Origin of the sequence: Actinoplanes sp. DH11, from assembly GCF_020873875.1 — a bacterium.
In the GTDB taxonomy this organism is placed as follows: domain Bacteria; phylum Actinomycetota; class Actinomycetes; order Mycobacteriales; family Micromonosporaceae; genus Actinoplanes.
Genome location: NZ_JAHWGU010000014.1, coordinates 169,546 through 194,615, shown reverse-complemented (window position 1 = coordinate 194,615; position 25,070 = coordinate 169,546). Strand labels below are relative to the sequence as shown.

The 25,070-nt window shown below is 70.7% G+C and carries 22 protein-coding genes; 17 read left to right on the top strand and 5 right to left on the bottom strand.

Translation table 11 applies throughout. The features are described from left to right. Nucleotides 1–14 precede the first annotated feature (14 nt). A complete protein-coding gene (locus tag LPA41_RS21770; protein ID WP_229072502.1) occupies nt 15–566 on the top strand; it encodes a hypothetical protein in 552 nt (183 codons plus the stop codon). Between the two features lie 16 nt (nt 567–582). Here the strand turns inward: LPA41_RS21770 and pdxS are convergent, their stop codons facing one another. Next, entirely contained in the window at nt 583–1,479 is an 897-nt protein-coding gene (gene pdxS / locus LPA41_RS21765; RefSeq protein ID WP_229072501.1) for a pyridoxal 5'-phosphate synthase lyase subunit PdxS, read from the bottom strand. Between the two features lie 150 nt (nt 1,480–1,629). Between pdxS and pdxT the strand changes: the two genes are divergently transcribed. Beyond that, a complete protein-coding gene (gene pdxT, locus LPA41_RS21760; protein WP_229072500.1) occupies nt 1,630–2,235 on the top strand; it encodes a pyridoxal 5'-phosphate synthase glutaminase subunit PdxT in 606 nt (201 codons plus the stop codon). A 15-nt stretch (nt 2,236–2,250) separates the two neighbouring features. Next, nucleotides 2,251–3,006, top strand: coding sequence for a YebC/PmpR family DNA-binding transcriptional regulator (locus LPA41_RS21755; RefSeq protein WP_229072499.1), 756 nt, complete (start codon nt 2,251–2,253; stop codon nt 3,004–3,006). Nucleotides 3,007–3,015: 9 nt separating this feature from the next. Here the strand turns inward: LPA41_RS21755 and LPA41_RS21750 are convergent, their stop codons facing one another. Then, nucleotides 3,016–3,543 carry a hypothetical protein gene (locus LPA41_RS21750; protein WP_229072498.1) on the bottom strand — a complete coding sequence of 176 codons (528 nt, stop codon included), beginning with the start codon at nt 3,541–3,543 and terminating at the stop codon, nt 3,016–3,018. A 213-nt stretch (nt 3,544–3,756) separates the two neighbouring features. Between LPA41_RS21750 and ruvC the strand changes: the two genes are divergently transcribed. The 8 genes from ruvC (at nt 3,757) to LPA41_RS21710 (ending at nt 12,882) form a co-directional block, all read left to right on the top strand. Next, nucleotides 3,757–4,284 (top strand): crossover junction endodeoxyribonuclease RuvC, encoded by a 528-nt coding sequence (gene ruvC, locus LPA41_RS21745; RefSeq protein ID WP_229072549.1) that lies wholly within the window; start codon nt 3,757–3,759, stop codon nt 4,282–4,284. Further along, nucleotides 4,281–4,880 carry a Holliday junction branch migration protein RuvA gene (ruvA, locus tag LPA41_RS21740; RefSeq protein ID WP_229072497.1) on the top strand — a complete coding sequence of 200 codons (600 nt, stop codon included), beginning with the start codon at nt 4,281–4,283 and terminating at the stop codon, nt 4,878–4,880. The genes ruvC and ruvA overlap by 4 nt, the downstream gene beginning before the upstream one ends. After that, on the top strand, nt 4,877–5,920 hold the full coding sequence (gene ruvB / locus LPA41_RS21735) for a Holliday junction branch migration DNA helicase RuvB (protein ID WP_229072496.1): 1,044 nt from the start codon (nt 4,877–4,879) through the stop codon (nt 5,918–5,920). The genes ruvA and ruvB overlap by 4 nt, the downstream gene beginning before the upstream one ends. A 146-nt stretch (nt 5,921–6,066) precedes the next feature. After that, nucleotides 6,067–6,444 carry a preprotein translocase subunit YajC gene (gene yajC / locus LPA41_RS21730; RefSeq protein ID WP_229072495.1) on the top strand — a complete coding sequence of 126 codons (378 nt, stop codon included), beginning with the start codon at nt 6,067–6,069 and terminating at the stop codon, nt 6,442–6,444. 161 nt (nt 6,445–6,605) lie between these two features. Further along, nucleotides 6,606–8,483, top strand: coding sequence for a protein translocase subunit SecD (secD, locus tag LPA41_RS21725; RefSeq protein ID WP_229072494.1), 1,878 nt, complete (start codon nt 6,606–6,608; stop codon nt 8,481–8,483). A 2-nt stretch (nt 8,484–8,485) separates the two neighbouring features. Then, on the top strand, nt 8,486–9,658 hold the full coding sequence (gene secF, locus LPA41_RS21720; protein WP_229072493.1) for a protein translocase subunit SecF: 1,173 nt from the start codon (nt 8,486–8,488) through the stop codon (nt 9,656–9,658). Nucleotides 9,659–9,714: 56 nt separating this feature from the next. Beyond that, nucleotides 9,715–10,272: an adenine phosphoribosyltransferase gene (locus LPA41_RS21715; RefSeq protein ID WP_374238191.1), complete on the top strand. Its 558-nt coding sequence runs from the start codon at nt 9,715–9,717 to the stop codon at nt 10,270–10,272. Between the two features lie 111 nt (nt 10,273–10,383). Continuing rightward, entirely contained in the window at nt 10,384–12,882 is a 2,499-nt protein-coding gene (locus LPA41_RS21710) for a bifunctional (p)ppGpp synthetase/guanosine-3',5'-bis(diphosphate) 3'-pyrophosphohydrolase (protein WP_255690059.1), read from the top strand. Nucleotides 12,883–14,214: 1,332 nt separating this feature from the next. Here LPA41_RS21710 and LPA41_RS21705 read toward each other — a convergent pair. Both LPA41_RS21705 and LPA41_RS21700 read right to left on the bottom strand, forming a co-directional pair. Then, nucleotides 14,215–15,045 carry a peptidylprolyl isomerase gene (locus LPA41_RS21705; RefSeq protein ID WP_229072547.1) on the bottom strand — a complete coding sequence of 277 codons (831 nt, stop codon included), beginning with the start codon at nt 15,043–15,045 and terminating at the stop codon, nt 14,215–14,217. A 92-nt stretch (nt 15,046–15,137) separates the two neighbouring features. Further along, entirely contained in the window at nt 15,138–15,995 is an 858-nt protein-coding gene (locus LPA41_RS21700) for a peptidylprolyl isomerase (protein WP_229072491.1), read from the bottom strand. 147 nt (nt 15,996–16,142) lie between these two features. Here LPA41_RS21700 and LPA41_RS21695 point away from each other — a divergent pair, with 147 nt between their 5' ends. Then, nucleotides 16,143–16,853 (top strand): MBL fold metallo-hydrolase, encoded by a 711-nt coding sequence (locus LPA41_RS21695; protein ID WP_229072490.1) that lies wholly within the window; start codon nt 16,143–16,145, stop codon nt 16,851–16,853. 28 nt (nt 16,854–16,881) lie between these two features. Then, complete coding sequence (hisS, locus tag LPA41_RS21690) at nt 16,882–18,198, top strand: histidine--tRNA ligase (RefSeq protein ID WP_308036593.1); 1,317 nt, start codon at nt 16,882–16,884, stop codon at nt 18,196–18,198. A 141-nt stretch (nt 18,199–18,339) separates the two neighbouring features. On the opposite strand, the gene LPA41_RS21685 is transcribed toward hisS, so the two are convergent. Further along, nucleotides 18,340–18,888 (bottom strand): PaaI family thioesterase, encoded by a 549-nt coding sequence (locus LPA41_RS21685; RefSeq protein ID WP_229072489.1) that lies wholly within the window; start codon nt 18,886–18,888, stop codon nt 18,340–18,342. 56 nt (nt 18,889–18,944) lie between these two features. Here LPA41_RS21685 and LPA41_RS21680 point away from each other — a divergent pair, with 56 nt between their 5' ends. The 4 genes from LPA41_RS21680 (at nt 18,945) to cphA (ending at nt 24,892) form a co-directional block, all read left to right on the top strand. Then, entirely contained in the window at nt 18,945–19,433 is a 489-nt protein-coding gene (locus LPA41_RS21680; RefSeq protein ID WP_229072488.1) for a helix-turn-helix domain-containing protein, read from the top strand. A gap of 40 nt (nt 19,434–19,473) precedes the next feature. Next, nucleotides 19,474–21,057 (top strand): MFS transporter, encoded by a 1,584-nt coding sequence (locus LPA41_RS21675; RefSeq protein WP_308036592.1) that lies wholly within the window; start codon nt 19,474–19,476, stop codon nt 21,055–21,057. A 215-nt stretch (nt 21,058–21,272) separates the two neighbouring features. Continuing rightward, nucleotides 21,273–22,094, top strand: a complete 822-nt coding sequence (locus tag LPA41_RS21670) for a cyanophycinase (RefSeq protein ID WP_229072487.1) — start codon at nt 21,273–21,275, stop codon at nt 22,092–22,094. Continuing rightward, entirely contained in the window at nt 22,091–24,892 is a 2,802-nt protein-coding gene (cphA, locus tag LPA41_RS21665; protein ID WP_229072486.1) for a cyanophycin synthetase, read from the top strand. Before LPA41_RS21670 ends, cphA begins: the two co-directional genes overlap by 4 nt. Nucleotides 24,893–25,070 lie beyond the last annotated feature (178 nt).

Genomic DNA, 25,070 nt, shown 5'->3' with positions numbered 1-25,070 from the left:
AATCCGGCACTACGATGCCCGGCATGTGGTGGGTGGTGGGAGTCGTCGTGCTGGCCGCGGTCTTCTCGGCGTACCTCGGCTGGACCGCTCAGCGGGTCGAGCGTCTGCACTCGCGGGTGCAGTCCGCCGGGCGTGCGCTCGACGCGCACCTGGTGCGCCGGGCGGCGGCCGCGGCGGTCGTGGCCGAACGGACGGATCGGGTGGAGCTCTACGCCGCGGCGCGGCTGGCGCTCGACGCCGAACCCGGCGACCGCGAGACCGCCGAGAACGACCTGACCCGCCAGCTGCGGGCCGTCGACCTCGATCCGCAGGACGCGGCCGTACGGGCCCTGATCAACACCAGCCGCCGCGTCGTCCTGGCCCGCCAGGTGCACACCGACCTGGTCCGGGACGCCCTGAGCGCCCGCCGCCGCGTGCTGGTCCGCCTGCTCCGCCTGGCGCGGCGCTACCCCCGCCCGGAGTACTTCGACATCGTCGAGCCGGCCATGCCGGACCCGCCGCCCGTCCTCGCGGTGCCGGCGCCCACCACCCCACCCGAGACGCCCGTCGCGTCCCCCGTGATCTGAACCGCGGCGCGCGGGGTTACCAGCCGCGCTCGGCGAGGCGGTGCGGTGCCGGGATGTCGTCGACGTTGATGCCGACCATGGCCTCGCCCAGGCCGCGGGAGACCTTGGCGATGACGTCGGGATCGTCGTGGAAGGTCACGGCCTTGACGATGGCGGCGGCGCGCTGGGCGGGGTTGCCGGACTTGAAGATGCCGGAGCCGACGAAGACGCCCTCGGCGCCGAGCTGCATCATCATGGCGGCGTCGGCAGGGGTGGCGATGCCGCCGGCGGTGAACAGGACCACCGGGAGCTTGCCGGCCGCCGCGACCTCCTTGACCAGCTCGTACGGGGCCTGAAGTTCCTTGGCGGCGACGTACAGCTCGTCCTCGGGCAGGCTCTGCAGCCGGCGGATCTCGGCGCGGATCCGGCGCATGTGGGTGGTCGCGTTCGAGACGTCGCCGGTGCCGGCCTCGCCCTTGGAGCGGATCATCGCGGCGCCCTCGGTGATGCGGCGCAGCGCCTCGCCCAGGTTGGTGGCGCCGCAGACGAACGGCACGGTGAACTGCCACTTGTCGATGTGGTTGGCGAAGTCGGCCGGGGTGAGCACCTCGGACTCGTCGACGTAGTCGACGCCCAGCGACTGGAGGACCTGGGCCTCGACGAAGTGGCCGATGCGGGCCTTGGCCATGACCGGGATGGAGACCGCGGCGATGATGCCATCGATCATGTCGGGGTCCGACATGCGGGACACGCCGCCCTGCGCGCGGATGTCGGCGGGTACGCGTTCGAGGGCCATGACGGCGACGGCGCCCGCGTCCTCCGCGATCTTGGCCTGCTCGGCGTTGACCACGTCCATGATCACGCCGCCCTTGAGCATCTCCGCCATGCCGCGCTTGACGCGGGCGGTTCCGACGGCGGGCTGGTTCTCCGACATGGGTACAACTCCTAGGTGCAGTGGCTCGGCGTGGCGGACAAGGCTTGCCAACCGGATGCTACGAACTCGTCACGGGCCGTTCGATAGCCAATCGACCTGCCGGTGGCCTGCTTGAGCGCCAGGAACGACGGCCTGCTTAGAGTTGGGGCCGTGAACATCGGAGTGCTGGCCCTGCAGGGGGACGTGCGGGAACACCTGTCCGCACTGGCCGAGTCGGACGTGCTGGCCCGGCCGGTCCGCCGGCCCGGGGAACTCGCCGACGTGGACGCTCTGGTGATCCCGGGAGGCGAGTCGACAGCGATCAGCAAGCTCGCCGTCTCGTTCGGCCTGCTCGACCCGATCCGGAAGCGGATCGCCGACGGGATGCCGGTCTACGGTTCCTGCGCCGGCATGATCATGCTGGCGGCGACGGTGCTGGACGGCCGGCCCGACCAGGAGTCGTTCCAGGGGATCGACATGACCGTGCGGCGCAACGCGTTCGGCCGGCAGGTCGACTCGTTCGAGGCAGGTGTCACGATCGACGAGGTCGAGGGCGGAGACTTTCACGCGATCTTCATCCGGGCGCCGTGGGTCGAGGACGTCGGTGAAAACGTGCGGGTGCTGGGCCGCGTAGCAGACGGTCCCGCCGCCGGTAGGATTGTCGCCGTTCGGCAGGGCAACCTGCTTGCCACGGCTTTCCACCCGGAGCTCACCGGCGACCTTCGCGTCCACCGGTACTTCGTCGAGATGGTCCGCCAGGCCGCACCCGCACGGTAGACACGGAGGTTACGCATGTCCGGCCACTCCAAATGGGCGACGACCAAGCACAAGAAGGCCGTCATCGACGCCAAGCGCGGCAAGATGTTCGCCAAGCTGATCAAGAACATCGAGGTCGCGGCCCGGACCGGCGGCGGCGACCCCGCGGGCAACCCGACGCTCTACGACGCCATTCAGAAGGCGAAGAAGAGCTCGGTCCCGAACGACAACATCAACAACGCGGTCAAGCGCGGCTCGGGCCTGGAAGCGGGCGGCGCCGACTGGCAGACGATCATGTATGAGGGGTACGGCCCGAACGGCGTCGCGCTGCTCATCGAGTGCCTGACCGACAACCGGAACCGCGCGGCCACCGAGGTGCGCACCCGGCTGACCCGCAACAACGGCACGTTCGCCGATGCCGGCAGCGTGTCGTACCTGTTCAACCGCAAGGGCGTGGTGATCGTCCCGAAGGCCGGGCTGAGCGAGGACGACGTGATGCTCGCCGTCCTGGACGCCGGTGCCGAGGAGATCAACGACCTGGGCGAGTCGTTCGAGGTGGTCAGCGAGCCGACCGACCTGGTCGCGGTGCGGACCGCGCTGCAGGACGCCGGGATCGACTACGACTCGGCCGAGTCCGCGCTGGTGCCGACCATGACGGTGCCGGTGGACGAGGAGACGGCCCGCAAGGTGCTCAAGCTGATCGACGTGCTCGAGGACTGCGACGACGTCCAGAACATCTTCGCGAACGCTGACATCTCGGACGAGATCCTGGCGGCGATCGACGAGGAATGATCCTCCTCGCTAGTAACCGCCACTGCTGAGGTGGCCGAAGTACTGGATCATGCCGCCGACGATCAGCACCGCACCACCGGCCACCCGCATGACGTGGCGCCACTGACTGCGGCGCCACGCGTGCACCCAGGCGATCTCGGCGTCGGCCAGGGCCTCCAGCGAGGCCCTGGCCGTACCGGGGATCACGGCTGCCTTCAGCAGCGCGAGACTGCCGGCCCGCGGGGCGTGGCCGGCGGCGTGCACGGCCGTCACCCGTACCTCATAGATCTGGTCCTCGCGCCACTCCTCGGTGCGCTTGTCCAGGAACTTCCGGACGTACGCGGTGACAGCGTCGGTCCCGGTGAGCCGGCCCCACCAGAGCAGCCGCCGCCAGTGCCCGGCCGTCTCGGTGAGCACGTCGAGATAGACGCGCTCGGCCGCGTCGGTGTCGCCACCGACCAGCCGGGTGGCCTCGGCCCGCAGCTCGCGGGCCCGCAGCGTCACGAAGGCGACGTACTCCGGCGGCGGTTCGTCGTCCATCGGCGGAACGAGGTACACGGCACCTCCCAGGTTGCCGGCGGGCTCGGCGTCCAGCTTCCGGCTTCTCGGCTTCGGGCGTCTCGGCTTCGGGCGTCTCGGCTTCGGGCGTCTCGTCCTCCGGCGTCTCGGCCTCCGGCGTCTCGTCCTCCATGGTCGAGGCGTGTCGGCGGTGGGCGCAACCCGGTGGCGTACTAGGGTGTCGAACACACGTACGCGAGGGGGAGGTCCGTGGTGCGGGTGCTCGGCATCGACCCGGGGTTGACGCGGTGCGGCGTCGGTGTGGTCGAGGGGATGCCGGGGCGGCCGGGCAAGCTCATCGCCTACCACGTGGTGCGCAGCGAGCCGGACGAGGACATCTCCCAGCGGTTGCTGCACCTGGACCGTTCGCTCGGTGACCTGCTCGCCGAGCACCAGCCGGACAGCGTGGCCGTCGAGCGGGTGTTCTCCCAGCACAACGCGCGGACCGTGATGGGCACCGCGCAGGCCAGCGGGGTGGCGATCCTGGCCGGGGCGCGGGCCGGGCTGCCGGTGCAGACCTACACGCCGAGTGAGGTCAAGGCCGCCGTGACCGGTTCCGGCACCGCCGACAAGGCACAGGTCACCGCGATGGTGACCCGGTTGCTGAGGCTTGACGCGCCGCCCAAACCGGCGGACGCGGCGGACGCCATCGCCATCGCCATCTGCCACATCTGGCGCGGGGGCACCCGCGCGAAGCTCGAAGCCGCGGCCCTCGTCGCCGCTCGCAGGAGGACCCGATGATCGCCAGCGTGCGCGGTGTGGTGACCGCGATTCTCCCGGACAGCGCCGTGGTCGAGGTGGGTGGCGTCGGCATGCGGATCATGTGCGCGCCGAACACCCTGGCCGGGCTGCGCACCGGCAGCGAGGGGCGCCTCGCGACAAGCCTGATCGTCCGGGAGGACTCGCTCACCCTCTTCGGCTTCGCCGACGACGACGAGCGGCAGCTCTTCGAGCTTCTCCTGACGGCCAACGGCGTGGGGCCCCGCATCGCGCAGGCGGTGCTCGCGGTCCATCAACCCGATGCGGTACGCCGGGCGATCGGCGGCGGTGACATCGGGGCCCTGACCCAGGTGCCGGGCATCGGCAAGCGCGGCGCCGAGAAGATGATCGTGGAGCTCAAGGGCAAGATCGGGCCGGTCGCGACGGCCGACGGCGGGTCCGGCATGCTCGCCGGGGCCTGGCAGGAGCAGGTCCGTCAGGGTGTGCTCGCGCTCGGCTGGAGCGCCGCGCAGGCCGACCAGGCGGTGGCCGCCGTGTCGGAGACCATCGACGGTGAGACGCCGCCGGTGCCGATCCTGCTGCGCCAGGCGATCCGGCTGCTGGGCAAGAGCCGATGAGCGAGCTCGTCTCCCCCGACGCCTCCGACGAGGAACTGGACGCCGAAGCCAGCGTCCGGCCGAAACGGCTGGCCGACTTCATCGCGCAGCACCGGGTCCGTGACCAGCTGGAGCTGCTGCTCAAGGGCGCGATGGGCCGGGGCACGCCGCCCGACCACATCCTGCTCTCCGGCCCGCCCGGCCTGGGGAAGACCACCCTGGCCAACATCGTGGCGGCCGAGCTGGGCACCGGGATCCGGACCACCAGCGGACCGGTCATCGAGCGCTCCGGTGACCTGGCCGCGATCCTGACCGGCCTGGCACCGGGCGACGTGCTCTTCATCGACGAGATCCACCGGATCGCCAAGCCGGCCGAGGAACTGCTCTACAGCGCGATGGAGGACTTCCGCGTCGACGTGGTGGTCGGCAAGGGTCCCGGCGCGACCGCGATCCCGCTCGACGTGGAGCCGTTCACCCTGGTCGGCGCGACCACCCGGGCCGGTCTGCTGTCCGGGCCGATGCGCGACAGGTTCGGTTTCGTCGCGCACCTCGACTTCTACTCACCGGCCGACCTCGACTCGCTGCTGCACCGCTCGGCCAAGATCCTCGGGGTGCCGATCACCGCGGAGGGCGCCGCCGAGATCGCCGGGCGGTCCCGCGGCACGCCGCGTATCGCGAACCGCCTGCTGCGCCGGGTCCGGGACTTCGCGGAGGTGCGGGCGGACGGCATCGTCACCGAGAAGGTCGCGAAGGCGGCGCTCCAGGTGTACGACGTCGATGCGCTCGGCCTCGACCGGCTGGACCGGGCCGTGCTGCGGGCGCTCATCGAGTCGTTCAAGGGCGGCCCGGTGGGTCTTTCCACGCTCGCCGTGGCGGTGGGGGAGCAGTCCGACACGGTGGAGGAGGTGTGCGAGCCGTTCCTGGTCAGGGCGGGACTGCTGGCTCGTACGCCCCGGGGCCGGGTGGCGACCGAGGCGGGCTGGGCGCACCTGGGCAAGACGCCACCGGCGGACGGCCGGTCCGGTGTGTTCCAGGGTGACCTGTTCGCCCGGGACGCCTGACTTTTCCTCGTGATGTGAACGTGACGTGTGCCGCATTCGTTATCTCCAGGTTGACCGATTAGACTCGCCGCCGTTCCAACCAGCATCTGCATCTCACCTCGGCGCCCGCCCATCGTCGCGCCGACGGCCTACGGAAGGCTCTCTTCGTGCATCAGGCAGCTGAACAGGCGGCGAGTGGTGGCAACTACTCGTTCCTGCTGATCCTCGTTCTGCTCTTCGGATTCATGTATTTCGTTATGATCCGTCCGCAGCAGAAGCGCCGCAAAGAAGCACTGGAGATGCAGAACACCCTGGGCGCCGGGGACGAGATCGTCACCATCGGCGGTCTGCACGGTGTCGTCGTGCTCGCCGAGCAGGACGTCGTGACGCTGGAGATCGCACCGGGGGTGCACGTCCGGTTCGCCCGGCCGGCCATCGCCCGAGTGATCAACAAGGCGGGCACCGCCGTCGCGGAGCCGGAGATCGCCGAGCCGGCGATCGAGGAGACCGACGGTCCCGTCACCGAGACCCGCAAGCAGGACTGACCAGCACAGATACACCGAACCGGTCCCCGGGCTCCGCCGGTGGGCCGGTTCGTCAGGCCGTGATTCGAATCTGAACCGGCCCAGGACAGACAACGCCGCGCCGTTGCGCGGCCGGGAACGCAGGGAGACCTAACGCCGTGGCACGACCACCACAGGGACAGATGCATCCTGGACGCCAACTCGGCGTGCTCGGTCTGGTCTTCGTCGTCCTGTATCTGCTGGTTTTCTTCGCCGGTGGTGCTAAGGGCAGTTTTACCGACCGGCTGGAACCTAAACTCGGTCTCGACCTGGTCGGTGGCACGCAGGCCACCTACATCGCCTCGCAGCAGGGCGCACCGCCCACGCAGGAGGCCATGGAGACCGCCCGGCAGATCATCGAGAGCCGGGTCAACGCGCTCGGTGTCTCCGAGGCCGAGGTCGTCATCCAGGGCAACAACACCATCGTCGTCTCGCTCGCCGGTGAGGCCGAGGACCAGCTGAAAGACCTGTCGCAGGCCGCGAACATGCGGTTCCGCCTGCTGACCGGCACCACGCTGGACGTCTCCGCCGCCGCGCTGAACCCGGCGCCCGAGCCCAGCGCGAGCGGCAGCGCCGCCCCGTCGGCCGCGCCGTCCACCGGCGCCTCCGAGGCGCCCGCGATCACCGGCAGCCCGGCGCCCTCCACCGGCGGCCAGGGTGGCGGTCAGGCCGCCCCGGCGCCGTCCGCGTCGGCCGCACCGTCGGCTCCCGCGCCCGCCGCCTCCGCGTCCGCCGCGGCGCCGGCCGGCGTCCCGGCGCCGCAGACCGCGGACCAGAAGGAGCTTCTGGCCGCCGCCGAGAAGAAGGTCGGCCCGCAGGCCTGGGCCGCGGCCGAGAAGCTGAACGCCCCGGTCGACCTCAGCACCGACCCGGAGGCCGGGCTGCCCTTCAAGAACTTCGCTCAGCTGACCGGCCCCGAGGTGGGCGTGCTCAGCCCGGCCATGCAGTTCAACGTGCCGACGATCGGCTGTGAGCAGCTCAACGCGCGGCCGAACGGCTCGATCGACGACATCGGCTCCGAGGTCGTCGCGTGCTACCAGGGCGCCAAGGTCAAGCTGGACAAGGCCGAGGTCGTCGGTGACGACATCAAGGAGGCCAGCCCGCAGCTCGACCAGACCCAGAACCAGTGGGTGGTCTCCCTCGACTTCACCGGCGCCGGCCAGACCAAGTGGACCGAGCTGACCCGCAAGGCGTTCAACGCCACCAGCAGCGAGCCCTGCTTCGTCGCGGTGCAGTCGCTCTACGGCACGGCCGACCACTGCGCCGTCGCCGTGGTGCTGGACAAGACGATCCTCTCCGCCCCGCAGATCCAGGGCGTGCTGACCGGCCAGTCGCAGATCACCGGTGACTTCACCGCGGTCACCGCCAAGGAGCTCGCCGACCAGCTGAACTTCGGTGCCATCCCGGTCACCTTCGAGTCCGGCCCGGCGCAGACCGTCTCCGCGACCCTCGGCCTGCAGCAGCTGGAGGCGGGTCTGCTCGCCGCCGCGATCGGCATGGGCCTGGTGGCGATCTACGCGTTCTTCTACTACCGCCTGCTCGGCACCGTCATCTTCCTGAGCCTCGGCCTCTCCGCGCTGCTGACCTTCGGCGCGCTGGTGTTCCTCGGCCGGACCCTGGGCTATACGCTGACCCTGGCGGGCATCGCCGGCTTCATCGTGTCACTGGGTGTCGCGGCAGACTCGTTCGTCATCTACTTCGAGCGATTGAAGGACGAGATCCATGACGGCCGCTCGCCCCGCAGCGCGGTACCACGCGCCTGGCACCGCGCCCGCCGGACGATCATCTCGGCCAACATGATCACCATTCTGTGTGCCGTGGTGCTCTACGTCGTGTCGATCGGCGCGGTCCAGGGTTTCGCGTTCGCACTGGGCCTGTCGACCGTTCTCGACCTGCTCGTGGTCTTCCTCTTCCGGCACCCGATCATGACGTTGCTCGCGAGCACCAAGGCGTTCCTGTCGCCGCGGGTGAGTGGCCTCGGCCGCGTCCTGCGCAACCGGACCGACGTTAAGGAGGCCTGATCATGGCCAGTGCTGGTCTTGCCGCTCGCCTCTACACGGGTGAAGCGAACATCAATGTCGTCGGCCGGCGGAAGATGTGGTTCGTCGCCGCGCTGGCCCTCGTCGTCATCGCCTTCGGCAGCATCGCGATCCGGGGCTTCCACCTCGGCATCGAGTTCTCCGGCGGCACCGAGTTCATCGTGCCGGCCACGGCCAACAGCCAGACGCTGACCCAGGACGAGGCCGGTGACGTGGTCTCCAAGGCCGTGCAGTCGGTCGTCCCGGACGCCGAGGTCCTCCCGGCCCAGCAGGTCGGCACCGGCGGCGAGTCGTTCTTCCGGGTCCGCGCCTCGGCAATGACCACCGCGGAGAGCGAGGAGGTCAAGACGGCCCTCGTCACCGACCTGGGCGTCGACGCCGACCAGGTCAGCGACAACCAGGTCTCGGCGGCCTGGGGTGGCGCGGTCACCGACAAGGCCCTGCTCGGCCTGGTCGTGTTCCTGGTGCTGGTCACCGCGTACCTCGTCGTCCGGTTCGAATGGCGGATGGCGGTCGCGGCCCTGGCGTCGCTGATGCTCGACCTGATCGTCACCGCGGGCGTCTACTCGCTTGTCGGCTTCGAGGTCACACCCTCCACCGTGATCGGCTTCCTGACGATCCTCGGTTACTCGATCTACGACGTGGTGGTGGTGTTCGACAAGGTCCAGGAGAACACCAGAGGCATCACGGCCGGCAGCTCCCGCACCTACGCGGAGGCCACCAACCTGGCCGTGAACCAGACCCTGATGCGTTCGCTGAACACCGGCCTGGTGGCCCTGCTGCCGGTCGGCGGCCTGCTCTTCATCGGCGCCGGCCTGTTCGGGGCGGGCACGCTGAAGGACCTGGGCCTGGTGCTCTTCGTCGGCATGGGCTTCGGCGTCATCTCCTCGATCGTGTTCGCCGCACCGGTGCTGAGCGCGCTCAAGGACCGCGAGCCGAAGATCAAGGCGCACAACGCCCGGGTGCTGGCCCGCCGGGCGAGCCGCTCCGACGACGTCGCGCCGCGCCCCGAGCGGGCCCGTCCGGCCGCCGGGGAGACCGACGAGGTCCCCGCGTTCGCCGGCACCACGCCGCGACCCGGTGCCCGCCCGGCCGCCAAGCGCAACACCACCAACCGTGGTGGCGGCGCCGGCAACCGGCCTGGTAAGCGCCGCTGAGGCAGCCGTGCAACGGCCCGTCACCGATCCGGTGGCGGGCCGTTAGGCTGTCCGCCGTGACTTCTGAAATCGTGACCGGGGACAGCGGGCCCGAACTGGCCGCACTCGTCGCCGGGGGCACCGTCGACGTGCCGGACTTCCCGAAGCCGGGCATCGTCTTCAAGGACCTGATGCCGCTCTTCTCCGACGGGCCCGCCTTCCGGCAGGTCGTGGACGGCATCCTGGTCCACTACGGCGCCGGCTCGTTCGACGTGGTGGCCGGCGTCGAGGCCCGCGGGTTCCTGGTGGCCGCCGCGATCGGTTACGCGACAGGCGCCGGGGTGGTGCCGATCCGCAAGGCCGGCAAGCTGCCGCGCCCGGCCTTCTCCGCCTCCTACGAGCTGGAGTACGGCGAGGCTACCCTCGAGGTGCACCGGGACGCCTTCGAGGCCGGACAGCGGGTCCTGGTGGTCGACGACGTGCTCGCCACCGGCGGTACCGCGGGGGCCGCGCTCGACCTGGTGGAACAGGCGGGTGGAATCGTGGCAGGCTTCACGGTGTTGATGGAGCTGGCTTTCCTGGACGGGCGCAAACGACTCAATCCGCGGCCGGTGCACGCGCTGCTGACCGTTTGATCCGTCTTCGATGTTCTTCGCCCGGTCGGTCCTGCTTATTCGTAGGTTCGGCCGGGCCAACCGGCAAGGCGGTGCGGGTAAGATGGGCGATCCAAGGTGACCAACCCTGGCATGAACCGGCCTGACCGGCCTGTTCCTGGCGAAGGTGTGAGGAGGCCGGTGTCCAGCGACGTCGCCCCTCCGGCGGAGGGCACGGTGCAGCCGACCCAGAACTCGCGGAACGGCGGAGGCGAAGTCACGCCCGACGCCAAACCTGCCGGTGACAAGTCCGTCGGTGACAGTCCTACCGGTGATCTGGAGATCACCCAGCCACTGGCGCCGGAGGACACCCCCGGCAGCGGATTCGGGCTCGCCAGCGCGCCCACCGGCCGCCGGGTGCGCGCCCGGCTCGCCCGGTTCAACGCCCCCTGGCAGAGCACGCAGGTCAGCGAGGTCCTCGAGCCGCTGATCGCGACACACCGGGCCAGTCACCCCAAGGCCGACGCCCGGGCGCTGCAGAAGGCGTTCGACGTGGCCGCCCGCTGGCACTCCGGGCAGTACCGGAAGTCCGGCGACCCGTACATCACGCACCCCCTCGCCGTCGCCACCATCCTGGCCAACCTCGGGATGGACACCACGACACTGGTGGCGGCGCTGCTGCACGACACGATCGAGGACACCGACTACGGCCTCGAGCAGATGCGCAACGACTTCGGCGCCGAGGTGGCGCTGCTCGTCGACGGCGTGACGAAGCTCGACCGGGTGAAACTGGGCGACGCCGCCAAGGCCGAGACCATCCGCAAGATGGTCGTCGCGATGGCGAAAGACCCGCGGGTCCTGGTCATCAAACTGGCCGACCGGCTGCACAACATGCGGACCCTGACCTTCCTCCCGCGCGCCAAGCAGGAGCAGAAGGCCAAGGAGACCCTGGAGATCCTGGCGCCGCTGGCCCACCGCCTCGGCATGAACACGATCAAGTGGGAGCTCGAGGACCTGGCGTTCGGCACGCTCTTCCCCAAGCGGTTCGAGGAGATCAACCGTCTGATCGGGGAGCACCAGCCGCAGCGTGAGGCCCTGCTGCGCCAGGTGACCAACCGGGTCAGCCTCGACCTCAAGTCGGCGAAGATCAAGGCTGAGACGACCGGCCGCCCCAAGCACCTCTACTCGATCTACCAAAAGATGATCGTGCGGGGCCGCGACTTCAACGACATCTACGACCTGGTCGGCGTCCGCATCCTGGTCGACACGGTCCGCGACTGCTACGCCGCGCTGGGCGTCATCCACGCGAACTGGCAGCCCGTGCCGGGCCGGTTCAAGGACTACATCGCGATGCCGAAATTCAACATGTACCAGTCGTTGCACACGACGGTCATCGGCCCCACCGGCAAGCCGGTCGAGATGCAGATCCGCACCTTCGCGATGCACCGCACCGCCGAGTTCGGCATCGCCGCCCACTGGAAGTACAAGGAGCAGAAGGGCGCGACGATCGTCGGCCCGCCGGCTCACATCGACGAGATGACCTGGCTGCGGCAGCTGCTCGACTGGCAGCGCGAGGCAAGCGACCCGTCCGAGTTCCTGGACGCGCTGCGCTTCGACCTGTCCAGCCAGGAGGTCTACGTCTTCACGCCCAAGGGCGACGTCATCCCGTTGCCCACAGGTTCCACCCCGGTCGACTTCGCGTACGCGGTGCACACCGAGGTCGGCCACAAGTGCATCGGCGCCCGGGTCAACGGCAAACTGGTGCCGCTTGAGTCCACCCTCTCCAACGGCGACGTGATCGAGATCTTCACGTCGAAATCCGCCACCGCCGGCCCCACACAGGACTGGCTCGGCTTCGTCAAGAGCCCGCGCGCCCGCACCAAGATCCGGCAGTACTTCAACAAGGAACGCCGCGAAGAAGCGATCGAGGACGGCAAGGAAGCGATCGTCAAGGCGATGCGCAAACAGGGCCTGCCCCTGCAGCGCATGCTGACAAGCGAAAACCTCACCACGATCGCGCGCGACCTGCACCTGCCCGACGTGGCCTCGCTCTACGCCGCCGTCGGCGAGAACACCACCTCCGCCCAGTCGGTCGTGCAGAAACTCGTCGCCGGCTTCGGCGGCGAAGAGGGCGCCGTCGAGGACATCGCCGAAACGGCCGTCGCCACCCGCCCGCCCCGCAACCGCAGCCAAGCCCAGGACCCGGGCGTCGTGGTGAAGGGCGTCTCCGACGTCTGGGTGAAACTGGCACGCTGCTGCACCCCGGTTCCCGGCGACGCCGTCTTCGGCTTCGTCACCCGGTCCGGCGGCGTCAGCGTGCACCGGGAAGACTGCGCCAACGCCCAGGACCTGCGCGACCAGCAGGAACGCGTCGTCGAGGTCAGCTGGAAACCCACCTCCGCGTCCACCTTCCTGGTCGCCATCCAGGTGGAGGCCCTCGACCGCCACAAACTGCTGGCCGACGTCACCCGGGTCCTCTCCGAGGAACGCGTCAACATCCTCTCCGCCACCGTGACCACCACCCGCGACCGCGTCGCCGTCAGCCGCTTCACCTTCGAGATGGCCGACCCCAAACACCTCGGCCACCTGGTCGCCGCCGTCCGCAAGGTCGACGGCGTCTTCGACGCCTACCGCGTCACGTCGGGCGCCTGACGGGGCTGGGGCAAGGGCTTTCACCCGCCGGGACTGATCCGCTGAGCGGAACGGTCCCGGCCGGTCGGCCTTTCCGGGCCGGCCCGGTCTCTGGCGGCGGGCTCGGTGGCTCGGCTGCGGCGGGCTGGCGACGGCGGGTGAGTGCGATGGCTCGGCGGTGGCGGTTGCGGCGGCTCAACGGTTGCGGTGGCTCGGCGGCGGCTTGGCGGCGGTTGCGGCGGCTCAACGGTTGCGGTGGCTCGGCGGCGGCTTGGCGGCGGTTGCGGCGGCTCAACGGTTGCGGCGGCTTGGCGGCGGTTGCGGCGGGTCGGCGGTTGCGGTGGCCCGTCAGCGGTTGCGGCGGGTCGGCGGTTGCGGCGGCTCGGCAGCGGTTGCGGCGGGTGGGCGGTTGCGGCGGGTCGGCGGCTCGGCGGTTGCGGCGGGGCTGGCGGTGGCGGGCGTAGCGGTTACACCTGCGCTGGTCGGGTCGGCTTAGTGCTGTTACCGCTGTCCGTTGCGGGCTACTCCCGCGGGCGCCCCACCTCGTACTTCGTCCAGCCGATGCCGGCCGTGCATCAACCCGGCGTCCCGGGTTCTGACCTCCGGTAGCGCCGCGCGCGTCCCCATGGCGAGATGTTGATCTGCTAGCGGTGCGAAATCGCTGTGATCATGGGGTTGAAACCGCGATTTCGTAGCGCTAGCAGATCAACATCGCCGCGTGGACGCGACGCAGTCGATCGCGGCCACTTGTCGGGGACCGATCTGGAACCGAGGGAAGCAACACCACGCCGCACTCGTCTGCCTTGCCTGCGGCCGTGTCGGCTCCGCCGCGTTGACATCCGCGCGTCATGCTGGGCTTCGAACCTTGCTCCGGTACGAACCGGCGGAAGAGCTCGCACTCGCTGCTTGGCAGACCATCGGGACATGCACTGTCGCCATCCACTGTTTGGGGTCGCCGCCTGCTGCCGGCCGCTGCTCGCGGCGCCCGCCGGCCGCTGATTTGCTGTCGCTTACTGAGGCAGTTGTCGCAGATGGCGGTGAAGAGGCCGCCGCAGATAGTGCACGAAAGAACTAATGGGCGAGGTCCCTGGCGGGTTCGGGCGCGGCCCCCTACGGGTTCGGGCACGGGCGGAGCAATGGCGGGACCCGCGCCTCGGGGCTTGTGTGGGTGGGCCGGGTGCGGGGGTGAGTGGGCACCGGTAGCGATGGTGGCGCAACGGCCTGGAGCTGGGCAGGTGGTCGCGGGTCATCGGGGGGACGGCGGGGGTGTGGGGTTGGGTGCGGTGGGTTGCTCGTACGCCCACAAAAAGAAAAGGGCGACCCCCGTCGCGGGGGCCGCCCTTCGATGCTGGCTCAGACGACCGTCATGGTTTTGATGGTCAGTTCCTTCTTGGGGTGGCCGCCACCGGCGGACGAGGCGAAGGCGCCGTCGTCGCCGGCCTTGACGACGTCCTTGACGATGTCGAGGCCTTCGGTGATGGAGCCGAGGAGGGTGTAGTTGGGCGGTAGCTGGGTGTCTTCGGAGCAGATGAAGAACTGGCTGCCGGTGCTGCCGGGCTGGCCGGTGTTGGCCATCGCGATGGAGCCCGCGGGGTACGGCTTCGCGGTGTCGGTCGGCAGGTTCTCCTCGGCCATGGTGTAGCTGGGGCCGCCGGTGCCGTCGGTCTCACGGTAGCCCTTGCCGCTGGCGAACGGGTCGCCGCACTGCAGGACCTTGAAGGTGTCCTGGTTGACGAGGCGGTGGCACTTGGTGTTGTCGAGGAACTTCTTCTCGGCCAGGTGCTTGTAGCTGGCGCCGGTGCACGGGGCCTTCGTCAGGTCGATCGACGCGGAGATCTTGCCGAGGTTGGTGTCGAAGGTGAGGGTGCTGGTGCCGACGTTCGGCACGGTGGCCGGGGGCAGGCCGACGTCCTTGACCTTGCCGCCGGTGGCCTCGTCGGCCGGGGTCCAGCTGCAGGCGACGGTGCCGGCGGCGGGGGCGGCGCTGGTGCTGCCGCTGTCGTCGTCCTTCTTCAGCGAGTTGACCACGAAGAAGGCGACGCCGGCGATGACCACCACGGCCAGGGCGGATCCGAGGACCGCCTGGTTGCGGCGGCGCTTGCGCGCGGCCGTGGCCCGCTCGGACATCTCCTTCTCGAGCCGGGCTCGCGCCGCCGCGCGCTGCCGGTCCTTGATCGACGACACGTCGTCCCTCCTGCTGCTGGTCTCGTCCTGAGCGCTCACGGGCCCGCTCTCGTCCTCTGAACTCACGACTGCGCCCTTCTCGTCCCGGGCGCTCATGACTGCGCCGCGCTTGCCGAAGGAGCCGCAGCCGCGGCCGCACCGACGGTCAGAGTCTTGATGGTGATCTTCTCCTTCGGAGTGACCTTGTCGCCGGCGCTGTTCTCCACCGTGGCGATCTTGCCGATCTTGTCCAGGGTGCTCAGGCCACCGGTGACCTGGCCGACGACCGAGTATCGCGGGTCGGCCTGTGTGAAGTCTTTGAAGAAGATGAGGAATTGACTGCTGTTGCTGCCCGGGGGGTTGCCGAACATGGCAACCGTGCCCTTCGGGTACGTCACCTCGGCCGGCGCCGCGCTCGCACTGGGCGCCGGCTCGGGGGCCCCGGCCGGCAGGTTCTCGTCGTAGAAGCTGTAGGTCGGGCCGCCGTTGCCGGTGCCGCTGGGGTCACCGCAGCGCAGCGCACCGTCCGTGGTGATCTCGTGGCACACGGTGTTGTCGAAGAAGCTCTTGCCGGCCAGATAGGAGAAGCTGGCCGCGGCACACGTGGCGTTCTCCACGTCGACGCCCACCACGATCGGGTCACCCTTGTCGGTGCTGATCGTCATGGTCTCGGTGCCGGTCTCCGGCAGGTCCTTGGTGGGCGGTGTGCCGACGTCCTTGAGGTCGGGGTTGCTCTGCGCGTTCTGTGGCGTCCAGAGGCAGATGTCACCGGCCTCGGTCGTGGTGGTCTCGTCGCCGTCGAAGGCGCCGCCGACCCACGCCACACCGGCGATGATCAGTAGCACCGCCAGGCCGGTGCCGGCGCCGGCCATGATGCGGCGGCGGCGGCGTACGCGCTCGGCGCGGCGGACCTGTTGCCGGTCGAATTTCGCCCGCGCGAGTCTGCGCTGCCGGTCCTTGCTGGGAGCCACCGAACGCTGTCCTTCCCTGTGTATGTCAAGGGGTGCGGCACGCCACACGCCCGCAAGAGTGTACGGGTACCCGCTGAGAAAGTGGTGTGCGGCCGCCCGGCTAGGCTCGTTACGATTCGCACCTGTTTCTCATTGGGGGGATGGCGCTTGCTCGTCACCGGCTTTCCGGCGGAGGCCTTCGGCACCAATTGCTATGTGGTGGCCGCGGGTCCGGGTGAGCAGTGCCTGATCGTCGATCCGGGCATCGGGGTTCTCGACCAGCTCGACGAGGTCCTGGCGCAGCACCGGTTGCATCCGGCCGCGGTGCTGCTCACACACGGGCACCTGGACCACACCTTCTCCGTCGCGCCGGTGTGCGGCGCCCGTGGCATCACCGCCTATGTGCACCCCGCCGATCTGGAGATGCTGGCCGACCCGTCGAAAGGTCTCAGTGCCGACCTCAACCAGCTCTTCGGCGGCCGCCTGCAATACAGCGAACCCGACGACGTCGCCGAGCTGACCGACGGTGCGGTGCTGAGCATCGCCGGCCTCGAGGTGACCGTCGACCACGCGCCCGGCCATACCGGCGGGTCGGTGCTGTTCCGCCTGCCAGGGGACGCCTCCAGTGGCGCTGCCACGTCGGACGCCGGGGAACTCTGCTTCTCCGGTGACGTGCTCTTCGCGGGATCCATCGGACGCACCGACCTGCCGGGCGGCAGCACCGCGACGATGATGACCAGCCTGCGGGACAAGATCCTGCCGCTGGCCGACGACACCGTCGTGCTGCCCGGCCACGGACCTGCCACCACCATCGGCCGTGAGCGCGCGTCGAACCCGTACCTGCGGGAGCTGACAGCGGCGCCGCGCCGCGGTTTTTGATCCGCGGTTTTTGACTTACGGAGCAACAGTGCCTATTTCCGGCTTTCCCGAATGGCTGCCGTCGCAGCGCATGATCGAGCAGTACGTGCTCGACAAGATCCGTTCCACCTTCGAGCTGTACGGGTTCGCCCCGCTGGAGACCCGCGCCGTCGAACCGCTGGAGACGCTGCTCTCCAAAGGGGAGACGTCCAAGGAGGTCTACCTGCTGCGCCGCCTCCAGGAGGAGGAGGACGGCGCCAAGCGTGACGACCAGCTGGGCCTGCACTTCGACCTGACGGTCCCGTTCGCGCGGTTCGTCACGGAGAACCACGGCAAGCTCCAGTTCCCGTTCCGCCGCTACCAGATCCAGAAGGTGTGGCGGGGGGAGCGGCCGCAGGAGGGCCGGTACCGCGAGTTCCTCCAGGCCGACATCGACGTGGTCAACCGGGACACGCTGCCGTTCCACTTCGACACCGAGATGCCCCTGGTGATCGGCGACGCGTTCCGGTCACTGCCGATCCCGGCGGCGGTCATCCAGGTCAACAACCGCAAGGTGTGCGAGGGGTTCTACCGCGGTCTCGGCCTGGCCGACACGGCGCAGGTGCTGCGCACCGTCGACAAGCTCGACAAGATCGGGCCGGAGAAGGTCGCGGCCGCGCTGGTCGAGACGGCCGGGGCGACCGACGCGCAGGCCGCCGCCTGCCTGAGGCTGGCCGAGATCTCGGCGGCGGACGGCTCGTTCGCCGACCGGGTGCGCGCGCTCGGCGTCACCGACCCGCTGCTCGACGAAGGACTGGACGAGCTGCTTCAGGTGGTGGAGACGGCCGGCGAGCACGCGCCCGGGCTGGTCCGTGCCGAACTGAAGATCGCCCGCGGTCTCGACTACTACACCGGGACGGTGTACGAGACGCAGTTGCAGGGCTACGAGCGGTTCGGTTCCATCTGCTCCGGCGGCCGCTACGAGAACCTGGCGTCGGTCGGCGGCACCCGCTTCCCGGGCGTCGGCATCTCCATCGGCGTCTCCCGGATGCTGGGCCTGCTCTTCGGCCAGAACGCGCTCACCGTCTCCCGTTCGGTGCCGACCTGCGTCGTCGTCGCCCTGCCCAGCGACGACCAGCGCACCGCCTGTGACCGGATCGCGGCCACCCTGCGCAAGCGCGGCATCCCCACCGAGGTCGCACCCACCGCCGCCAAGTTCGGCAAGCAGATCCAGTTCGCCGACCGCCGGGGCATCCCCTATGTCTGGTTCCCGGGCGCCGACGGCCACTCCGTCAAGGACATCCGCTCCGGCGAGCAGGTCGACGCCGACCCACTGACCTGGTCCCCTGCGGTCGAGGACCTCAACCCCGAGATCAAAGGCATCTGATCGTACGAGTTCCGGCGGCGCTCTCCGGGGCCGCCGCCGGTTCTGCGCCGGAGCGGGGACGCACGGCGGGCGTGGTGTCCTGGCGGCGGCAGTCAGCGGCGTCTTCGCGGCGGGGATCAGTGGTGTCGTCGCGGCCGGCGATCAGGGGGTCGGCAGCGGGAAGATCAGGCAGGACGACGTGGCGTGGGCGATGAGCCGGCCCGCCGCGTCGGTCAGCCGGGCCTCGGCCAGGGCGGTGCGGCGGCCCCGCTGAAGGACGGCGCCGGTGCAGGTCAGCCGGCCGGAGTCGAGGGTCACGGCGCGCAGGAACTTCACGTTGAGGTCCATGCTGGTGTAGCCGACCCCGGCGGGCAGGGTGCTGTGCACGGAGCAGGCCGCCGCGGTGTCGAGCAGGGTGGAGATGACGCCGCCGTGGACGGTGCCGAGCGGGTTGTAGTGGAACTCCTGCGGGTCCAGCTCGATCGTGACGCTGCCCTCCTCGGCGGTCAGGCCGGCGGCGCCGATCAGGTGCATGATCGGCGGGGCGGGGAGGTCGCCCGCGGACATCGCCTGCAACAGTTCCAGGCCGCTGCGCCGGCCGAGCAGGCTCGCGTGCTCGGCGGGGTCGGACCACGAGAAGGTGCGGGTCCGGGGCGCCCCGGGAGCGGGCGCGTCGGGAGCGGAGGCCGGCGAGATCTGGGTCTGTGACATGGATTCAGGCTGGCACCGGCTTGCTGCGTCTGTCAACGAGACCTAGCTTTGGTTCCATGGTCGGACATCTCACACCCCCGCCCGCGCTCGAGTGGTCCGTCGACAACTGCACGATCGCCCGCGCCATGGCGATCCTCGGCGAGAAGTGGACTGTCGTCGTGCTGCGCGATGTCTTCAGCGGCATCCGGCGGTTCGACGACATGCGGGTGCGCACCGGGATCCCCCGCCAGGTGCTGACGAACCGGCTGGCCGCGCTCGTCGAGCACGGCGTGCTGCGCCGCGAGCCCTACCGCGAGCCCGGCGCACGGGTGCGTTACGAGTACCGGCTGACCGAGAAGGGACTCGACCTCTACCCGGTGCTGATCGCCGTGGCGGAGTGGGGCGACCGCTACCTGGCCGATCCGGAGGGGCCGCCGCTCAGCTACGTGCACCGGGACTGTGGTGCGGAGGTGCGGGTCGAGATGCGCTGCGCGGACGGGCACGACATCGACGGCAAGCGGGCCGTGCTGCCCCAGCCGGGACCTGGAGCACACCGGCGCACCTGACCGACAGGGATCAGCGCTGTCGCTGGGTAGGTTGCTGCCCGTGACACGTACCGAACCGTCCACCGGCCCGTGGGCGCCGCTGCGACTGCCGATTTTCCGGATGCTCTGGCTCGCCGTCCTCGCGAGCAACGTCGGCACCTGGATGCAGACCGTCGGCGCACAGTGGCTGGTGGTCCAGGAGCCGGACGCGGCGACCTGGACGAGCCTGGTGCAGGCCGTCACCACCGTCCCGGTGCTGCTGTTCGCGTTGCCGTCGGGGGCGCTCGCCGATGCCCTCGACCGGAGGCGGCTGCTTCTGGGCGTACAGCTGGGGCTTCTCGCCGTGGCGGTGACCCTGACCGCGCTCGCGGCGCTGGACCGGCTCTCGCCGCCGCTGCTGTTGCTCTTCACCTTCCTGCTCGGGGTGGGTCAGGCGCTGACGTTGCCGTCGTGGCAGGCGGTGATCCCAGAGGTGGTGCCGCACGATCAGCTGCCCGGCGCGTCGGCGCTGGGTGCGGTGAACACCAACCTGGCGCGATCGGCCGGTCCGGCGGTGGGTGGGCTGCTGGTGGCGCAGTTCGGGTCGGCCGTGGTGTTCGGGCTGAACGCGCTCTCCTTCGCGATCTTCGCGCTGGTGCTGCTCGGGTGGCGCCGGCCGGCCCGGCCGCCCGCCGGTCAACCGGAGAGGTTCGGATCGGCGCTGCGTGCCGGTGGACGCTATGTGCGCTGGTCACCGGTGGTGCGGCGAATCCTCGGCCGGGTGCTGCTGTTCGTGCTGCCGGGCAGTGTGGTGTGGGCCCTGCTGCCGGTGGTGGCGCGGCAGGAACTGGGCCTGGGCGCGCAGGGGTACGGCGTCCTGCTCACCGCGCTCGGTGTCGGCGCGATCGCCGGTGCGCTGCTCATGCCCCGCGCCCGCCGGTTACTGCGCATTGACCAGATGATCGTCGGTACCGGCCTGGTGTACGCTGCCGCGCTCGCCGTCGTCGCGTTCGTGCCGCACGCCGCCGCGGTGCTGCCCGCCCTGGCCGCCGCCGGGCTGGCCTGGATGATGCTGGTCTCCCGGATGAACGCGGCGATGCAGCTCGACCTGCCGAACTGGGTCCGGGCCCGCGCGCTCGCCATCTATCAGCTCGTCTTCGCCGGTGGGCAGGCACTCGGCGCGCTGGTGTGGGGGCAGGTCGCCTCGGCGGCCGGGCTCCGCGAGACGTTCGCGGCGGCCGCGGTGCTGATGGTCCTGGGGGTGCTCACGGTACGCCTCTGGCCGGTGCACACCCGGGAGAACGAGGACCACAACCCGGCCGTCTACTGGGCCGAGCCGCATCTGATGTTCGAGCCGCACCTGGACGACGGGCCGGTGCTGGTGTCGGCGGCCTACCGGGTGCGGCCGGAGAACGCCGCCGGGTTCACCGAGGCGATGCGAAGCGTACGGGGTTCGCGGATGCGGACCGGCGCGGCCCGGTGGGGACTGTTCCGCGACGGCACGGATCCGGACCTGTTCGTGGAGGTCTATCTGGTGGCGACGTGGGACGAGCACCTGCGCCAGCACGAGGGCCGGTTGACCGGCGCGGACGAGCAGGCGGAGGAGCGGGCGATCGGGCTGGCCGAGGGGCCGCCGACGGTGACGCATCTGCTGGCCGCGGAGTGAGCCGGGCGGTGCCGCCGCTGCCGGTCGCGAAGGGAGTCAGACGGCGACGCGATATCAAGGGGTTTGTGCGGCATGCCGGGGGTATTCCGCTTCAACCGAAGAAAACCGTCAAATCTGATTAGCCAGATGTTTCGGTTTTGTTCCGTTTAGCCTCGATGCTATCGCCCCTCAGCGGCTCCACCCGCCGCGGTGACGGGCACTGCTGAGGAGGGTCGGTGACAGGCAGCGACGATCCGCACCGCGGCCGGCTCCTGATCATGGGCGGGGCCGCCGGACCGGGCCTGCTCGCGCGGTTCGTCGAGCTCGCCGGAGGCGCCGCCGCCCGGATCGTGGTGATCGCGACGGCCAGTGAGTCGCCGGCGGCGGCCGAACGGGAGTATCTGGCGAGCTTCGCCGAGCAGGGCGCCGGGGAGGTCCGGGCGCTGCGTATCAGCTGCCGGGTCGAGGCCTGCTCCGCCGATGCGCAACAGTGCCTGCGCTCGGCGACCGGTGTCTTCTTCACCGGCGGTGACCAGGCCCGGCTCACCGGCGTGATCGGCGGCACCGCGACCGACTCGCTGCTCCAGGAACTGGTCGCCGCCGGGGAGGTGGTCCTGGCCGGGACCAGCGCCGGCGCCGCGATGATGTCGTCCACGATGATCATCGGCGGCGACGGTCTCGGTGTGACCGCGTCGAGCGTGCGGACCGGTCCCGGCCTGGAGTTCCTGCCCGGCGTCCTGATCGATCAGCACTTCGCGGAGCGGGGCAGGCTGAACCGGCTGCTCAGCGCCGTCGCCTGCTACCCGCACGAACTCGGCCTCGGCATCGACGAGGACACCGCGATCCTGACCGACGGCGACTGTTTCGAGGTGCTCGGCAGTGGCACGGTCACGGTCGTCGACGCCGGCGCCGCCACCGACATCCAGGTTCCGCCGTTGGGACCGATCGCCCTGGCCGGCGCGTGCATCCACGTGCTGCCGGCCGGATACACCTTCCATCTCTCGGGCCGCCGACCGGTCGCCGGCACGCCCGCCGCTGAACGAGGACGAGCCGCATGAAGATCGAGTTTCTGCGCCGCCTGCGCGGCCCCAACGTCTATCTGTCCCGGCCCGCGGTGCTGGCCCGGCTGCGTCTGGAGGGGCTGGCCGGGCTGGAGACCACCGACGTCACCGGCTTCACCGAGCGGCTGCTGCGGTCGCTGCCCGGCCTCGCCGAGCACCACTGCGCGGCGGGCGCGCCGGGCGGGTTCGTCAGCCGGTTGCGCAACGGCACCTATTTCGGTCACGTCACCGAGCACGTGTGCCTGGAACTGTCCCAGCTGATCGGCCGGGACGTCAGCTTCGGCCGGACCGTCGCGGCCGGCGAGCCCGGGGTGTACGACGTGATCGTCGAGTGCCCGGTGGACGAGTCGCCGATGTCCCGGGTGCCCGGCGAACTGCTCGACGCCGCGATCGACCTGGTGCTCGAGGTCCATGCCGGCCGCGTGATGCCGGGTGGGACCGCGCCCGTACGCCTGGGTGCCGGTTCGCGCGACGGGATCCTGGCGCGACGTCTCGCCGGGCTCGCCGCCCTCGCGGAGCAGGAGGCGGCCGGGCCGAGCACCCGGGCGATCATCGCGGCCGCGCGCCGCCGCGGCATCCCGGTGGAACGCTACGACGACCTCAGCCTGTTGCGGCTCGGCTGGGGCAACCGCCGGCGGCTGGCTTGGGCGGCGATGACCGACCGGACCAGCGGGATCGGCGTGGACATCGCCGGGGACAAGTTCGTCACCCGGTATCTGCTGGCCGAGGCGGGCATCCCGGTGCCGCCGGGCGGTGCCGCCCGGACCCCGGCCGAGGCGGTGACCCTGCTCGGTGAGCTCGGCGCCCCGGTGGTGGTCAAGCCGCGGCACGGCCGGCAGGGACGGCGGGTGGCGCTCAACCTGAGCGCGCCGGACGAGGTGGAGCGGGCGTTCGCCGAGGCAGACGGCGAGGTGGTGGTGGAACGGCAGCTGCGGGGGCGCGACTACCGGGTGCTGGTCGTCGCCGGTGACGTGGTGGCCGCCGCCGAACGCCTCGCCGCGCACGTGGTCGGCGACGGCCGCGCCACGGTGACCGAGCTGGTCACCCGGGCCAACGCCGACCCGCGCCGCGGCGACGGGCACTGCCGCGAGCTGACCCGGATCGACCTGGACGAGAACGCCGAGCGGGTGCTCCGGCGGCAGGGGCACACCCCGGGCAGCGTGCCCGGCGACGGCGTGACGGTGTGGCTGCGCGACACCGCCAACCTTTCCACCGGCGGCACCAGCCGGGACGTCACCGACCAGGTGCACCCGGATGTGACGCGGCTCTGCCAGCGGGTCGCGGCGCTGGTCGGCCTGGACATCGCGGGCATCGACCTGCGGCTGCCGGACATCGGGGCGCCGCTGCCGCCCGGCGACCCGGACCGGGTGATGGCCGGGGTGATCGAGGTGAACGCGGCGCCCGGCCTGCGGATGCACCTGACGCCGGTGCACGGGCGGGCCCGGGACGTGGGGGACGCGATCGTGCGGGCGATGTTCCCGGGCGGCTCGGACGGGCGGATCCCGACCGTCGCGGTGACCGGCACCAACGGCAAGACCTCGGTCACCCGGCTCACCGCGCACCTGCTGAGCGGCAGCGGGATCAAGGTCGGCACGGCGACCACCGACGGCGTGACGATCGACGGGCGTACCGTCCTGGTGTCCGACGCCACCGGCCCGCGGTCGGCGCAGACGGTGCTCGGCGACCCGCAGGTGGAGGCCGCGGTGCTGGAGACCGCGCGCGGCGGCCTGGTCCGGCGCGGCCTGGGGTACGACTGGACCGACGTCGGCGTGATCACCAACATCACCGCCGACCATCTGGGGCAGGACGGTCTCGACTCGATCGAGGACCTGGCACACGTGAAGGCGGTGGTCGCGGAGCGGGTCCGCGAGGGCGGCACCCTGGTGCTCAACGCCGACGACCCGTGGGTGCGCAGCCTGGCCGACCGGCCCCGGGTCCGCGCCGACCGCAAGCGCCTGGTCTGGTTCGGGTTGGACGCGGAGAACCCGGTGGTGACCGAGCATCTCGGCCGGGGCGCCACCGCGTACGTGCTGCACGACGGCTGGCTGGTGCAGGCCACCGGCGCGCGGCGCACCCCGCTGATCCGGCTGGCCGAGGTGCCCGGCGCGTACGGCGGTGCCGCCCTGCACGTGGCCGCCAACACGCTTGCCGCGATCGCTGCCGCGCGTGCCCTGGGCGCCCGGCCGGAAACGCTTGTGGACCGGCTGGGCGAGTTCGACCCGAGTGTGGAGAACCCGGGCCGGGGCACCCTGCTGCGGATCGGTGACGTGTCGGTGTACGTGGACTACGCCCACAATCCGGCAGCGTTGGCGACGACCGTGCGGACCCTGCACCGGTTGTGGGGCGCGCAGCGCTGCGTGGCCGCGGTGACGCTGCCGGGCGACCGCCGGGAGGACCTGCTCGCGGCGTCGGCGCAGGTGCTCGCGGACGGCCTGACGCGGGTGGTGCTCTACGAGGACGAGGATCTGCGCGGCCGCTCGCCGGGGGAGGTGGCCGGCCTGGTGGAGCGGGAGATGCGGGCACGGCGGCCGCAGATGGCGTGTGTGCGCGCCGACGGATACCGGGACGCGATCACCGAGGCGCTGGCGCTCGCCGCGCCGGGCGAAGTGGTGCTGGTGATCTACGAGAAGTGGGCACCGGTCCGGGCGTTCCTGGCCGGGCTGGGAGCGGTGCCGGCGGGCGGATCGCCGGTGGTCTCCGGGCCCGCACTGCCTGCGGTGCCCGCCATGGGAGCGATCCCAGGCGTAACCCGCAACCTTACGGCCCAGCGGACACTCTCCCGCACACTGGAGTGACGCAGATGACAAATCTTGGACAAAGTCGATCTCTCTGCGTAGCGATCCATTGACCGATCGTGACACTGTCCGACGTGGACGTCTCTCTTGGTTGAAGGAGCAAGCTCTGACGAAGCGGGCATTCCCGCTGTGGTGTCGTGGCGCTACGTGTCCGGCCGGTCCCGGAGCGCCGATCTTG